The sequence below is a fragment of the Anaerobacillus sp. ABD4_527 genome (genome assembly GCF_056160805.1).
Genome location: NZ_JBSWXZ010000001.1, coordinates 1134592 through 1148739 on the forward strand (window position 1 = coordinate 1134592; position 14148 = coordinate 1148739).

Here is a 14148-nt window from a genome sequence, read left to right on the forward strand (position 1 = left end):
AAAAACAAGCCGCTTCTGCGGCTTTTATTTAAAAAGAGAAAGAACCTCAGTAATAAGTGTCAGTATAAAAGTGAGCACTGTTTGAATCATAGAGGAAATCACGCCACTGATCTTCGTCCCCAAATCACCCAATACATTAAACTCATTGGCATTTTCAAGGATCTTTTGCTTTTCTTCTAAATCTTCATTGGTGATGGAAGTCCCAAGGATCTCAGCTTCCACCCCTTCTGATGCTTTCGTCAGCTGAAACGCACCTGTCTCATCGCTTCCTTGCATTGTATTCATATTTTTTGAAGCTTGTTCCATTCCAAGTAATACACCGAACAACAACAAAGAGATCAGCAGAAAGCACTTTAGAAAAAAGGCTACCATAGCCACACCCCTTTCGTTTAAATGCCTGTCCTATTCATTATTCGTATGCAAATCGTTAGTCTTTATGACTTAGTGCGTATACATGCCACTATTATTTTGGTCGACTTCACTATGAAGAGCACTGTTTAGTCCTCCAGAAATAACATTCGCCATATCTTCGATAAAAACATCGACTTCTTTAGGAGTGACCATAAGATTATGACCCATAGGAGCTAACACTTCTTTGATTAAATTTCGCTTCTCATGGTCTTCTAATGTGCCAACCATACCTAAGAACGTCTGACGTTTTTCAGCATCAGGAAGATCTTCTTCTGTATATGTCTTTTTTTCTCCAAAGGTCATCCCAGCAGGAGCAAGTGATTTAGATGGCTTATCTTTTTCCTTAAGTTCACGTCCAAAATGTTTCAATATATAATCGATCGTATCACTCGTGATCGATACAGCATCGACTACCGTTGGAATTCCGATTGCGATGACTGGAATACCGAGTGTTTTAAAGCTTAACTCTTTTCTTTTATTCCCTACACCTGACCCAGGGTGGATTCCAGTATCGGAAACTTGAATAGTCGTATTTACGCGCTCGATCGAACGAGAAGCTAATGCATCAACCGCAATCACAAAATCAGGCTTCGTTTTTTCAATAACGCCATGAATAATGTCACTCGTTTCAATTCCAGTGATCCCCATTACTCCTGGAGTAATAGCACTCACAGGTCTAAAGCCTTCTGAAACTGTTTCAGGCTGTAATTCAAATAGATGCTTTGTGATCAATAAGTTCGAAACAACATTGGGTCCCAGTGCATCAGGTGTTACTTGTCTATTCCCAAGTCCAACAATTAAACAACTCGCGTCTTTTTTTACGCCCTGTTGATCAATAAATGCTGCGAACTCTTTTGCAAATACTTTCTGAACCGTTTCCTGAAGAGCTGAATCTTTTCTACGAATTCCTTGCACTTCAAACGTGATATAATGACCAGCTTTTTTCCCTATTTCTTTCTCCCCTTCTTCTGTTACTTCAACCGTGGTGATCTTTACCCCTTCTTGGTCTCTTTCCTTTACGATTACACCTTGTAGCTCATCTGGTTTTTCAGATTTCATTTCCTTTGCTTTTTTCTCTTTCACCATTTCCTGAGCTTCAACCGCTAAATCTGTTCTCACTTGGTACATATCTAAATCAACCATAGGCTCACCTCTAATTTCCATCTTTTAAATGTTAGCCTTTCCTTTGTATTAGCTTTTCATTCTCTATTGCATTTAGCCGATCTATTTGATAGAATGTTTTTTGTTCTATGCACGGATATGACATGGAATTGTGAAGCCTTGCAAGGAGGTGAAAGGTATGCCAAATATTAAATCTGCGGTTAAACGCGTTAAGACTTCTTCAGATCGTCGCGCTCATAACATTGCGATCAAATCTGCAATGCGTTCTGCTATCAAAGACTTTGAAAACAAAGCTGAAGCAAAAGACGTAGAAGCTGCTCAAACAGCTCTAAGTGAAGCTTCTAAGCGCATTGATAAAGCTGCTGATAAAGGAATCATCCATAAGAATTCAGTAGCACGTAAAAAATCTCGTCTTGCTAAAATGTATAACGAGATCTCCGCTTAATTTCTTAAAATGTTAAAAGCTGTTGGGGGCAACCCCAACAGCTTTTTTAAATACTTTTTATTTTTGTTAGAAGCAGTTCTAACAGTAATTTCTTCTCCATCTTTCCTGTTTTCATTTCATAGTCGGTCTCTGCAATTTGATCCAAAATAAACAAAAGCTGTGCTTCATTAAACGCTTTACTTTGCTGATGCGCAATTTTTACCGCATAAGGGTGCAACTTCAGCTGTGAAGCCATCTGTTTTTGTCCATACCCTCGTTTGGCAAGCTCACTGACTTGATAGATGATACGAAATTGCCGTCCTATTAATGATAAGATTTTAATCGGTTCTTCATTAATCTTCAGCAAATCGTATAGAATACGAAAGGCTGTATTTAGATCTTTTCTCACAATACGATCGATCAGCGCAAAAATATCGTTTTCCAATGTTCTAGCGACTAATAGGTCAACAATGTCCTCACTTACGGTGCCACCTTCGCCAACGTAAAGAGCCATTTTGTCAATTTCCTGTTGTAACAACATCAGGTGGCTACCGATGAGCTGTACAAGACGCTCTTCCCCTTCTTTATCTAAGGTGACGTTGAGCTCCTTCGCTCTTAGTTGAAGCCAATCTCCAAGGTGATGATCTTGAAGAGCTTCGGCTTTTACAAATGCTCCTGCCTTCTTTAAAGATTTGACTAATTTTTTTCGCTCGTCCAATTTTTCATAAGGAGCTTCTATAATGAGAATAGTAAACGGTGAAGGGTTTTCTGCATACTTTAAAAGCACATCGATGTTATGTTCGACTTTACTTTTATCTTTTACCGCAGTTAAGAAAGTAGGGTTTTTCAAAATGACAATTCTCTTTTCTCCTAAAAACGGCATCGTTTCTGCTTCTTCGATCGCTTCTTGAACTGGCGTCTCATTCAAATCATATGTAGCTAAGCTAAATTCTCTTTCTTCCTCAGGAAGTCCTTTCTCAATAATTAATTTCACTAAATCATGAATTAAAAATGCTTCTGTTCCCGTCAAAAGATAAACAGGATCAAGATTGCCTTGTTTTATCTTCTTTTTAATTTCCGAAACGGACATAATCCTACACCTCAATTTTCCTTTGTCCATTTCTATCCTAATTGGAGACATGGTTATTGGCAAGCATAAAAGGGAAGCCGGCTACAGACACCAGCCTCCCATTTATAGTAAACGCTGATGAGAGGGGCCTAGGACTCCCGCCCACCAACGATATTCTGTTGTAGTAGATAGGATATCCTATGCAAAGATAAAGTATAGGTGACAACTCTTTACAGGAGAGGGAGCGAATTCATTGTAAATCCAATATTCTTCAAAATGACAAATCTCCCACACCACAATAAAGACAAGTCATATAAAACATGTTACAATATGGAATGAAATGCACCTGTATGATACCTTCTTACATAACGACTACGAAGGTAGTTGATTGTTCATACTAACAGTGAAGCAGGAGGGAAGGCTAATGAACGAGTTCGAAAAAGATGTTCAGCATAAGTCCAATGATGCAGTTGAATCAGCTGTTGGATTTGTTGTACCATTTCTATTCTTTTCCATCATTTTTTTCACAGCTGTAACAATTAAAGCAATCAGCTAAATAGACTGCCTTCAGGCAGTCTATTTTTCGTTTCTTTGACTGTGCCATGTCCCCCGTTTACCTAAGAGAAATTTGTAAGTGATCGTTCCACTCTCATCCGTTCTCATCATCTTCACACCCAGTTCTTTAAAGCGTGCAATCACATCGGGATGTGGATGTCCATAGCGATTATCTTTTCCTGCTGAGACTACCGCGATCTTTGGATCGACTGCACGAATTAATTCTTCTGAACTCGATGAATCACTTCCATGATGTCCAACTTTAAGGATGTCAGCTTTTATGTTGTCATTCGAACTAAGCAACTTTTTTTCGCCCGCTTCTTCTATATCTCCTAAAAAGAGCCAGCGATACTCTCCTAGCTTCGCATAAAGAACGATACTACCATCGTTTTCTTCTTTAACCTGTAAAGCTTGAACAATCGAAAAAAACGCTCCACCAAAATTCCATTTCAATTCTTCACTTGCTTTTAACATCTTACTCCCCTTCTTATTCGCTAATAACATGATCTCTTTTTCAGTATTCGTCTGTTCATCACTTCGATCCAACATTATATGCTTAACGGTAAGCTCATTCAAAATGGCTATCGTCCCACCCACATGATCAAAGTCACCGTGAGTTAAAAGCAAAACATCGATGGAACGTATACCTTCTGACTTTAAATACGGTACGACTATGTCTGCGCCAACATCAAATAGGCTTTTTGGTTCCTCCCACCTTTCCTTTTCACCAAAGACCGGGGTTCCACCAGTATCGATGACAATTGTTTGCCTTTGGAAAGGCAGTGTGATGATGATGCAATCACCTTGTCCAACATCTAAAAACGTAACTGTGCCATAGGGATTCATATACGGCAGCATATATAAAACGAAAATGGCGGAAACCCACACGATCATTCCCTTAATCACAGTCTTCTTTTCCCATATGAACAGAACCAGATACGTACTGATAAACAATAAAATGAGCACAATCATTGGAGGACTTCCAAAGATCAATGAGAAGTTGAAATGATTCAACCATACGAATACATGATGGATGATCTCCACAAAGAAAGATAGTACGGCAGAACAAACTTGAAAGAGAGAAGTAAGATGGAACAACCTTAGAACAGCCAATACAAATATAGCAGGAAGGATTACGACTGAAATTACGGGTACGTATAAAATATTTAGAGGTAAGCTGAGGAGTGAAACCTCATAAAAATGAAATAAAATAAGGGGAAGGGAAACAACCTGAGCCAACAGCGAAACGATGAACAATTGAGTGAATGGCGTTTGATACCGGTTGAATATACTTTTTGAAGAGATGATCAAAGCAAATGTTATGAGAAAAGAAAGTTGAAACCCGATATGGTAGACAACAAAGGGATCGTAGATCAAGAGGAGTACACACGCACTAGAAATGGCATCAAGCGGGTTAAGGGATCGTTTCATTCTTAAAATTATGGAGATAAACATCATCATGATCGAAGCTCTAACTACAGAAGGAGCAGCACCGGCAATAACCATGTAAATAGGGCACAAAAAGAACAGCAGCTCATATACACGCTGTCTTGTAAAACCTATACGAATAAACACCCAAAAAACCAGGCCACACACGATTCCAACGTGTAAACCCGACACGGCTAATACATGGCTTAATCCTAGTTCTCGATACGCTTTTTCTACATCAGGATCCATTAAACCTCTTTCCCCAATTAGTAGAGAAGCTGAAATGCCCTTTAATTCATCAGGGTAGTGTTTCTCAATATCTTCAAGTATGTTCTGTCTTATATTTTGAAAATAGATCCCTAAGGATTTAGGCGGGGGGTTACAATCCGGATAATGATTAAGCTCATAAATCCAATGGATATGCTGATATTGGAGATGCTTTTTATAATTAAATTGCGAGGACACACCTGGAGCGGCAGGGGTTTCTAATGCTCCTGAAAGTGTACAGGAAGAACCTACCTTCAGTCTTTTCAGGGTTTCTTTTTCTCTTTTTGAGCTTATATAGTACACCACCATTAGCTTCTCGTTAGAAACCGCTGTATATTCAAAAGATAGCTTGGATCCATCGATAGTTGGGATCGAATGAACGTTTCCCATTATGTTCGTTTCATTACCAGATAGATGCGTTTTATTTCGAGCATCACTAACAGCGGCATAACTATAAAAAGAAATAGAGATAAGTAATACAAAAATGGATAAGCGAGGAGCTTTCCTCGCACACCATATAAGAAGAAAGATTAAAAACAAGATTGAATAAAGTGATTCGTTAGTTGTAATACCAATTATTGCTGATGAGGGTATTAACCATAGGTTACCTCTCACATCTTACTATAAAGATTTGACGCTTTTTCGTATAAAGGCCTTACCTCTTCAGAACTTAAGCCCGCGTCCGCTAATTTACCTAGTAGTTCTGCCGTTAGGTCTAACTTTTCTTGACTGTTCTGCTCTAAAATCATCTCTTCAAGTTCAACTTGGCGAACTTGTACGTTAGCTTCTTTAAACAATTCAATCGCATAGGGGTGGTTTTTATAATCTGCAGCGTAAATGACACATTTTATACCAGCTTGTATAATTGCTTTGCAACAGTGTATACAAGGAAAATGAGTAACATAGATTTCTGCGCCGGTTGTCGGAACACCGAATTTAGCACATTGGATGATCGCATTCATTTCTGCATGAATCGTTCTCACGCAATGATTATCTATCACATAACAGCCCTCATCGATACAATGTACGCCACCTGATACAGATCCATTGTAGCCTCCTGCGATCATCCGCTTATCTCGAACGATCGTAGCCCCTACTGTCAATCGCGTACACGTACTCCGTAATGCAAGCAAATGACTTTGGGCCATGAAATACTGGTCCCACGAAATTCGGTTCATGCTATACCCCCTAAGTTCTTTATTCTACCGTTTAGTTTGAGCGATTTGTGCTCTATCGTCAATCACACTTATTCTACAGTTATTAAATCCTTTAATTTCTCAAAGGTCTTCTCACCAATGCCACTGATTTGTTTCAGGTCTTCTATTACAGTAAAGCTTTGTTCTTCTCTAAATGCAATAATAGCCTCTGCTTTTGCTGGACCTATTCCAGGTAGTTCTTGCAGTTCTTCTAAACTAGCAGAATTAATCGATATTAAAATGTTCTCATCATTTTGAGTTGATATTTGCGCACTTACCTCCCCTTTCACCGGCACATAAATCATCATTTCATCAACCACTTTTCCAGCTAAATTCAATTGATTTTGATCTGCATCTTCCAAAAAACCTCCTGCGTGAGTGATGATATCTTTAATCCTAGCATCGTTCTTAACCTCGTATACACCTGGGTTAACGACCGCTCCTTTCACATCTACCATTATGTAGTGAAGTTTCTCTACTTGAGTTTCAGCTTCTACCTTCTCTTCTTTGACCTCTGACTCTTCGTAATAAAATTCATTCTCTGTGGACGTCGACCTATAGATAAGATACAGGCTGACAAGCACCACAACGATTGCTATCCCGATTATACCTTTTTCACGATGAGAAAGACTTTTCACAAAATCCAACGATTGTTCATTCCTTTCAAATTAACGTTCAACAAACATAAAATGCGTTGAGTCATCATATCTATTTAGGAGAAATGCGTGTGGAAGGAGGGGAAGTAATTGAAAATCGGGGTGATTGGTACCGGGAATATGGGCACGATCCTAATATCTTCCTTTATTGACTCATGCGCAGTAAAGCCTTCACAACTTATGATCATCAACCGCACAAGTAAAAAAGCGCATTCTTTAAAGAAGCAGTACAAAGGAATCCACGTAGCTCAAAACAATGAAGAAATCATTCGAAACTCAGAAATTATCTTTATATGTGTTAAACCGCATGAATATTTCCCATTACTAAAAAGCATCCGAAATGAGTTGAAAGAAGATCAGCTTGTCGTCTCCATAACGAGCCCCATCCAAGTGAGGGAACTAGAAACCTTTGTTTCATGTGATGTTGCAAGAGCGATTCCAAGCATTACAAATAGAGCTCTTAGCGGAGCTTCGCTTGTTACGTTTAGTAATCGATGCTCTGAAGTAAATAAAGAAAAGCTCATGTACCTTATGTCACAAATCTCGACCCCTATTGAGACCGAAGAGGAAGTCACAAGAGTATCTTCAGATCTCGCAAGCTGTGGCCCGGCATTCTTAAGTTACTTACTTAAAGAATTCATTGATGGAGCTGTCTCAGAAACAGATATATCCAGAGAACAAGCTACGATTTTAACGACTGAAATGTTGATTGGAATGGGAAAGCTTCTCGAGAAGGACTATTACTCATTGGAAACGCTGCAGAAAAAGGTGACTGTTAAAGGAGGAGTTACTGGGGAAGGGTTAAAAGTGCTTGAAAATGAAACCGGTGAAATGTTCAATCATGTGATTCAAAGTACACATAAGAAGTTCGAAGAAGATCGAAAAGTGATTAAAACGCAGTTTAAAGAGGAGACGAGGCAAAACTAAGTACAGCACCCATTTATATTCCACTTCTATAAATGAAGTCCTTCTGCAAATACAAAAAAGGTTGATTTCAATTGAAATCAACCTTTTTTACATGCTTTAAAAAATATTCTCTCAGAGGTATCTGTAGGAGTGTGATTTAAAAAATCAGCGGAAACCTTTATATCACGAAATCCTGACTCTTCCAGCCATCTGGTGTACTCCTCTATATGAAACGTTCGTTGTACGTGCAATTCATCAAAACGCTCGTATAAACCTTCATCGGTTTCCAAAAAGAAACTAAGATCGTGCTCGACTGAGCCTGTTTCCCCTCCAGAAAAACTATTCCATATAAATGAGAGGTCTTCATCGTTGCTTGCGAACGTTTGTCCCACAAAAAGATCATTGATCTTATGCAACGAGTGTACATCAAACAGTAAAACTCCATCTGGTTTTAAATGATCATATATTCTCTGGAAAGTGGATTTTACCCCTTCTTGTTCAACAACATAATTTAATGAGTCACAAAAAATCGTGATCACATCGTACTGTTCAGCTGTATCTAGTTCCCGCATATCTTGTTGAATCAGATGAACATTCACATTGTTCCTCAGCGCTTTATCATGAGCAACAGATAGCATTTGTTCAGAGAGGTCTACAGCTGTAACATCATAACCTTTTTCTGCAAGTCGTATTGAGCATTCACCTGTTCCACAACCAAGATCCAAGACTTTTCCTCTAGACCGCTCGTTCATAACTACTTCAAGCCACTTGTCATAAGGAGCGTCTTCCATTAGTCGATCATAAACATATGAAAATTGTTCGTACGAAACCATTTACGCTAAAATTTCATGTAAAGGTAGATGTGGTGCATCTCCCCAGAGTTTTTCTAGATTGTAATAATTTCGCTCATCTTTATGGAAGATATGAACGATAACGGATCCTAGGTCGACAAGCACCCAGCGTGCTTGTTCATATCCTTCAAGTCGCTTCACTTCCAGTCCCTGTTCAATAGCTTGATCCTTCACTTCTTTTGCAATTGCTTGTACTTGCTTTTCAGAATTTCCGTGGCAGATTAAGAAATAATCTGCAATCAATGAAATACCGTTCATATTTAAAGCGATAATATCTTCTGCACGTTTGTCATCTACTGCTTTTGCAGCCAACGTAATCATGTTATTTTCTTCCATTTGTTTCTCCCTTCTCTCTTTTCCTGACTAGATCATTATACGTATCAAACGTCGCAGGATAAACTGGTTGATTTTTCTTCATCAAAAAGTTCACCGTGTTTTTAAGTGATTGTACGATGGCTTCGTCAAGATCAACGGTTGCTAACTCTCTTACTTCTTCTACACCAGGAAACTTTCGCCCAGGTTCTATATAATCAGCTAGAAAGACGCACTTCTCGATCAGTGTCATGTTTGGACGGCCTGATGTGTGAAAGTGAATTGCATTTAGGATTTCTTCATCCTTAATTCCAATTTCCTTTCTCACTAAGATCGCTCCTACTGGGGCATGTAAAAGTTCAGTCGAGTAATCTAAAAGATCTTTAGGCAAACCGCATTCTACAACAACTTGCCGCATCTCTTCTTTCGGACGAAATTTGGCATAATCGTGAAATATTGCAGCGATTTCTGTTTTTTTCACATCCGCTCCATACTTCTCAGCAAGCTCGACCGCTGTAGTCGTAACGCCTATCGTATGTTCATACCTATGTCCAGTTAGGTGAGGTTTTACAAGCTTATATGCTTCTTCTCTATTCATCATATAATCCCATCCTAACGATATAATTCCGTACTGATTCAGTCAGCATATAACGTCCACTTCTACCAGAAGTAATTGCGTTTCTAATCATACTGGAGGAAACGTCAATCTGAGGCACATCGATTAACCTTACATTCTTTATCTGGTTACCAGGCTCATAGCCAGGACGATTTACTCCAATAAAAGAAATCATTTGAGATAAATCATCAATGCGGTGCCAGTTCGGTAAATCCTCTATCATATCGCCACCAACGATAAAGTGAAAATCGATGTCAGGGTAGCTGTCTTTTAGTATCTCGATTGTATCAACTGTGTACGAACGGCCACTTCTTTCAAACTCGACCAACGAGATTTTAAAAGAAGGGTTACCTTCGATAGCTCTCTGCACCATCTCAGCTCTATGGTGATTATCACTCACTTTTCCATCCTTATGAGGTGGGAGGTGAGTAGGCATGAACCACACTTCATCCAGCTGACATTCTTCAAGAACGCCTTGAGCTAGTGTTAAATGCCCAATATGTGGCGGATCGAACGTTCCTCCGAAGAGACCGACTCTCATTTTCTTGTCCTCCATTATGGAAGAATGATTTCTTTGTTCTCTGATGATTCTTTGTAAAGGACAATTGTATTTCCGATGATCTGAACAAGTTCAGCATCAGTTTGACGAGAAAGTTCATGACCTACAGTATCACGATCTTCATCGCAATTTTGAAGGATGCTTACTTTAATAAGTTCTCTAGCCTCAAGGGCTTCTTCAATTTGCTGCACCATATTCTCGTTCACTCCACTTTTACCAACTTGAAAAATTGGATTTAAATGATGGGCTTTTGAACGTAAAAATCGTTTTTGTTTTCCTGTTAACATTATACTCCTCCTAACTTTCTTAAAACGGTTTCCTGCATTCTGTATCGATCTGGTTTGATCCCTAACCATTTCTCAAACGCAAGTGCACCTTGCTCAACAAACATCGAAATGCCATTTGCAGTGATAGCACCTTGTTCTTTTCCTTGAGTGAGCCAGAGCGTTTCGAGTGGATTATAGATTAGATCACTCATAACTGTTCCTTCTTTAATACCTTTAACAGGTAACGGAACGCGATCCGTTTCTGGACTCATGCCAATCGACGTTGTGTTGATGATGATATCGTAAGTTTCTAGAGATGACTTCAGAGCGTCGAGCGGTACTGCGCGCGCATCTGCATAGGTAGTACAAACCCTACATAACTCTTCAGCTTTTTCCAACGTTCTATTAGCGATCGTTAATGATCCTACACCAGATCTTGAAATGGATACTGCAACTGCTCTAGCAGCTCCACCTGCGCCAATCACTAATATTTTTTTATCTATGAGACTATCTTCTCCAATAAGCTTTAGCAAAGATTGAAGGTAGCCCTGACCATCTGTGTTGGCTCCAATCAAAAGGTTGCCTCTCCGATAAACCGTGTTGACCGCTCCTATTTCCATCGCTTCTTGTTCCACTTCATCTAACATAGGAATGATCGACACTTTATGAGGGATCGTTACATTAAATCCCTCGATTCCAAGTAACCTCAACGCTTTAATACCTTCTTCAAGCTCTTCCTTTTTCAGATCAAACGGTTGATAGTGATGCGGCAACCCGAGCTCATTAAATTCAGTATTATGCATGAGAGGAGACATCGAATGGCCAAGAGGATGGCCGACTAGTCCAAATAGTTTCCCCATAGCGCTCCTCCTATATTAGTGAATTTCGAATCGAGATGCCTACCCCTTCTGGCGCATATGCTTTCACAGTCGATCCTTTTCCTGAAACGGTAACCCATCCAAGACCTGAAAAGACGATATCCATCTTATCTTCTTTGATCTTCAATTCATGACCAACAAGTTCAGGGAGCTCAAGCTTCGTTTTTTCACCAGGAGGATACAATAACTCCCCAAGGTGGTCCTGATACAATTCATCTGCTTTCTCTGTCTTAGTGCGGTGAATATAAAGATCATTCGAGACATGACAAATAAAGGACTGACGCCCGCCTTCAACGAAATCTAGTCGGGAAAGCCCACCAAAGAATAATGTTTGTCCTTCGTTTAACTGAAATACCTTTGGCTTGATCTCTTTCTTCGGACTGATCAGCTTTAATTCCTCAGCATCGACAAAATGGGCCATCTGATGATGATTGATGATTCCAGGAGTATCGTATAACGTATTCCCGTCATCGAGAGGAATATCGATAAGATCGAGTGTTGTACCAGGGAACTGGCTCGTCGTAATCATTTGTTCAGTGTCGCCGCCAAATTCCTGAATCAATTTATTCACAAATGTTGATTTACCTACATTCGTACAACCTATGATGTAGACGTCTCTACCTTCACGTAAACGGTCTATTTCGGTAGCAACATCCATAACCCCTTCACCTTTAGCAGCACTCATCAACTTCACTTCTGAAGGCTTTAAACCATTTTCTTTCGCACTGCTCTGCATCCATTTAATCAACTTCGTCTTGTTTGTTGATTTAGGTAATAGATCTACTTTGTTACCTACGAGCAATACCGGGTTATTACCCGCAAATCGCTGGATACCTGGTAACCAACTTCCATTAAAGTCAAAGATGTCTACGATTTTTACAATCAATGCATCGGTTTGACTAATTTCGTTCAATATCTTCAAGAAATCATCATCTGTTAGAGATACATCTTGAATTTCATTATAGTGTTTCAGACGAAAACAACGCTGACATATCACAACATCACGTTGTAAAGCTGATGGAGGTGCATATCCCAATGCATCCTTATCTTCAGTTTGTATCGTAACACCGCATCCGGCACAAATAATTCTTTCGTTTTCCAACCTTATTCCTCCCACTTTATCTTCCCTTTGCGTTTCATCCAAGAAAGGAATGCACTTTCCATTTTTCTGTTGAACCTTGTGAAAACTCCATCAGTTTTAGCCACTGGAACAACAAGTATAGTATGAAGTCCCATCCTATTACCACCAAGTACATCAGTAAAAATTTGGTCTCCAACCACCACGGCATCATCAGGGGCAATCTTCATATCGTTTAAAGCTTTTCGGAAAGCCTTCGTCATTGGTTTCTTCGCTTCATAAATAAAGGGAATCTCAGTTGGAGAAGCGAACTTCTCTACACGATTCTTGTTATTATTAGAAACGATCGTAACCATGATGCCTTCATCACTCATCTGTCTAAACCACTTTAGTAATTCTGGAGTAGCATCGGGCCTGTCCCATTCTACAAGCGTGTTATCCAGATCAGTAATGATTCCCTTCACCCCTCGTTCTTTAAGAGCCTCAGGTTTAATTTGGTATATATCTTCTACATGTTCATCAGGTAACAAAGAATTAAACAATTGCAACACTCCTACTATTTATGACATTCCTATTGTATCAATAATTTCAAGAGGTACAACAACCTTCTATGCAGGCTATACTAAATCTTGATTGATCACTAAAACTTTTCGACAAATTTTGTGAAATTGGCAACCTGTGGATAACCTTATACACATAATCCACCATAATTTAATTGAATATTTGAAGTATATAAACAATATACCCACAATTTATCCACGATTAACTGTGGATAACGGAACGGTTGTTCTGATTGTGCATACGTGGTAAGCTAACTGCAAATAAAAGATCCACATACACTATATGCGGAATGAACGGTTAAAATAACCAGATTATTAGGAGGTGCCTTGTTGGAGAAATTATCTGATGATCTGTTGATCGAATCCTATGTAAAAGCTAGAGAGCTTAAACTAAGCAGCGACTTCATTAAATTAATCCAAAAAGAGATCGAAAGAAGAAGTCTTAATGAAAAAGTTACATTATTAAGAGTTTAACTGTTCCAGCCTTGAGCTTATAAGGTTGGTTTTTTGTTTTATCGAAAAAATTCTCCCCACTCAGATTCCCAGATCTCGCTATCGATCTCTTCTGACCTCATCATTTGCTTTGCTTTACGATAGTGGTTCGGAGCTGTAAGTAACGCAACATTCATCCCTTGATCCTCAAACCATCCATCATACTTAGAAAGCAAATCTCCTATCTTGCCCCTATCATACGCATAAGGCTTTAGCGCTACAACAACCTGTTCATTATGCGTCAAAATAACGACATCTTTAACTGTTGTTTCGTTTTTTATCTGGTGTTTGATTGAAGCTAGAGCATTAGATAGGTTCATTTCCTCCCAAATCGCTGCACCGATTGGCTCGATGTCAACAACTCGATAATATTCTCTCGAACCATATGGAGTCGGATCACTACTTTCATATATTGATTCACAACCTACTACGCCGACGATAATGAGTGTAAGAATAAATATGGATTTTATCATTAGATGTCTCCTTTCGCAAATAGAATCGG

General features: G+C 39.2%; 19 protein-coding genes. 4 read left to right on the plus strand and 15 right to left on the minus strand.

Annotation, left to right across the window (positions count from 1 at the left end; all coding sequences use genetic code 11):
- Nucleotides 1–24: 24 nt before the first annotated feature.
- Both ACXAHI_RS06020 and gpr read right to left on the minus strand, forming a co-directional pair.
- Nucleotides 25–372, minus strand: coding sequence for a DUF3679 domain-containing protein (locus tag ACXAHI_RS06020; protein WP_474846682.1), 348 nt, complete (start codon nucleotides 370–372; stop codon nucleotides 25–27).
- 69 nt (nucleotides 373–441) lie between these two features.
- Nucleotides 442–1575 (minus strand): GPR endopeptidase, encoded by a 1134-nt coding sequence (gene gpr / locus ACXAHI_RS06025; protein WP_474846684.1) that lies wholly within the window; start codon nucleotides 1573–1575, stop codon nucleotides 442–444.
- A gap of 136 nt (nucleotides 1576–1711) precedes the next feature.
- Here gpr and rpsT point away from each other — a divergent pair, with 136 nt between their 5' ends.
- Nucleotides 1712–1978, plus strand: coding sequence for a 30S ribosomal protein S20 (gene rpsT, locus ACXAHI_RS06030; protein WP_224878504.1), 267 nt, complete (start codon nucleotides 1712–1714; stop codon nucleotides 1976–1978).
- A 46-nt stretch (nucleotides 1979–2024) separates the two neighbouring features.
- Here rpsT and holA read toward each other — a convergent pair whose 3' ends face one another.
- Complete coding sequence (gene holA / locus ACXAHI_RS06035) at nucleotides 2025–3047, minus strand: DNA polymerase III subunit delta (RefSeq protein WP_474846686.1); 1023 nt, start codon at nucleotides 3045–3047, stop codon at nucleotides 2025–2027.
- 403 nt (nucleotides 3048–3450) lie between these two features.
- On the opposite strand from holA, the gene ACXAHI_RS06040 reads away from it, so the two are divergent.
- A complete protein-coding gene (locus ACXAHI_RS06040; protein ID WP_474846688.1) occupies nucleotides 3451–3582 on the plus strand; it encodes a YqzM family protein in 132 nt (43 codons plus the stop codon).
- Nucleotides 3583–3602: 20 nt separating this feature from the next.
- Here ACXAHI_RS06040 and ACXAHI_RS06045 read toward each other — a convergent pair whose 3' ends face one another.
- The 3 genes from ACXAHI_RS06045 to ACXAHI_RS06055 all read right to left on the minus strand — a co-directional run bounded on the left by ACXAHI_RS06045 (nucleotide 3603) and on the right by ACXAHI_RS06055 (nucleotide 7110).
- On the minus strand, nucleotides 3603–5891 hold the full coding sequence (locus tag ACXAHI_RS06045) for a DNA internalization-related competence protein ComEC/Rec2 (RefSeq protein WP_474846690.1): 2289 nt from the start codon (nucleotides 5889–5891) through the stop codon (nucleotides 3603–3605).
- Nucleotides 5888–6454, minus strand: coding sequence for a ComE operon protein 2 (locus tag ACXAHI_RS06050; protein WP_474846692.1), 567 nt, complete (start codon nucleotides 6452–6454; stop codon nucleotides 5888–5890). The genes ACXAHI_RS06045 and ACXAHI_RS06050 overlap by 4 nt, the downstream gene beginning before the upstream one ends.
- A 68-nt stretch (nucleotides 6455–6522) precedes the next feature.
- The gene (locus ACXAHI_RS06055; RefSeq protein ID WP_474848093.1) at nucleotides 6523–7110 is read right to left on the minus strand and encodes a helix-hairpin-helix domain-containing protein; all 588 of its coding nucleotides are present in this window, start codon (nucleotides 7108–7110) and stop codon (nucleotides 6523–6525) included.
- Between the two features lie 108 nt (nucleotides 7111–7218).
- Here ACXAHI_RS06055 and comER point away from each other — a divergent pair, with 108 nt between their 5' ends.
- On the plus strand, nucleotides 7219–8055 hold the full coding sequence (gene comER / locus ACXAHI_RS06060; protein ID WP_474846694.1) for a late competence protein ComER: 837 nt from the start codon (nucleotides 7219–7221) through the stop codon (nucleotides 8053–8055).
- Nucleotides 8056–8132: 77 nt separating this feature from the next.
- Here the strand turns inward: comER and ACXAHI_RS06065 are convergent, their stop codons facing one another.
- From ACXAHI_RS06065 to ACXAHI_RS06100, 8 genes are read right to left on the minus strand one after another with little or no spacing between them, the layout of a single operon-like run.
- Complete coding sequence (locus ACXAHI_RS06065; RefSeq protein ID WP_474846696.1) at nucleotides 8133–8867, minus strand: class I SAM-dependent DNA methyltransferase; 735 nt, start codon at nucleotides 8865–8867, stop codon at nucleotides 8133–8135.
- Entirely contained in the window at nucleotides 8868–9221 is a 354-nt protein-coding gene (gene rsfS, locus ACXAHI_RS06070) for a ribosome silencing factor (protein WP_474846698.1), read from the minus strand.
- Nucleotides 9208–9795 (minus strand): bis(5'-nucleosyl)-tetraphosphatase (symmetrical) YqeK, encoded by a 588-nt coding sequence (yqeK, locus tag ACXAHI_RS06075; RefSeq protein ID WP_474848095.1) that lies wholly within the window; start codon nucleotides 9793–9795, stop codon nucleotides 9208–9210. The genes rsfS and yqeK overlap by 14 nt, the downstream gene beginning before the upstream one ends.
- Complete coding sequence (locus ACXAHI_RS06080) at nucleotides 9788–10354, minus strand: nicotinate-nucleotide adenylyltransferase (RefSeq protein WP_474846700.1); 567 nt, start codon at nucleotides 10352–10354, stop codon at nucleotides 9788–9790. The genes yqeK and ACXAHI_RS06080 overlap by 8 nt, the downstream gene beginning before the upstream one ends.
- A 14-nt stretch (nucleotides 10355–10368) precedes the next feature.
- On the minus strand, nucleotides 10369–10659 hold the full coding sequence (gene yhbY / locus ACXAHI_RS06085; RefSeq protein WP_474835273.1) for a ribosome assembly RNA-binding protein YhbY: 291 nt from the start codon (nucleotides 10657–10659) through the stop codon (nucleotides 10369–10371).
- Complete coding sequence (gene aroE / locus ACXAHI_RS06090; protein ID WP_474846702.1) at nucleotides 10659–11498, minus strand: shikimate dehydrogenase; 840 nt, start codon at nucleotides 11496–11498, stop codon at nucleotides 10659–10661. The genes yhbY and aroE overlap by 1 nt, the downstream gene beginning before the upstream one ends.
- Nucleotides 11499–11508: 10 nt before the next feature.
- On the minus strand, nucleotides 11509–12618 hold the full coding sequence (gene yqeH / locus ACXAHI_RS06095) for a ribosome biogenesis GTPase YqeH (protein ID WP_474846704.1): 1110 nt from the start codon (nucleotides 12616–12618) through the stop codon (nucleotides 11509–11511).
- Between the two features lie 2 nt (nucleotides 12619–12620).
- Nucleotides 12621–13136 carry a YqeG family HAD IIIA-type phosphatase gene (locus tag ACXAHI_RS06100; RefSeq protein WP_474846706.1) on the minus strand — a complete coding sequence of 172 codons (516 nt, stop codon included), beginning with the start codon at nucleotides 13134–13136 and terminating at the stop codon, nucleotides 12621–12623.
- 348 nt (nucleotides 13137–13484) lie between these two features.
- On the opposite strand from ACXAHI_RS06100, the gene sda reads away from it, so the two are divergent.
- The gene (gene sda, locus ACXAHI_RS06105) at nucleotides 13485–13628 is read left to right on the plus strand and encodes a sporulation histidine kinase inhibitor Sda (RefSeq protein WP_270179359.1); all 144 of its coding nucleotides are present in this window, start codon (nucleotides 13485–13487) and stop codon (nucleotides 13626–13628) included.
- 38 nt (nucleotides 13629–13666) lie between these two features.
- Here the strand turns inward: sda and ACXAHI_RS06110 are convergent, their stop codons facing one another.
- Nucleotides 13667–14119, minus strand: coding sequence for a hypothetical protein (locus ACXAHI_RS06110; protein ID WP_474846708.1), 453 nt, complete (start codon nucleotides 14117–14119; stop codon nucleotides 13667–13669).
- Nucleotides 14120–14148 lie beyond the last annotated feature (29 nt).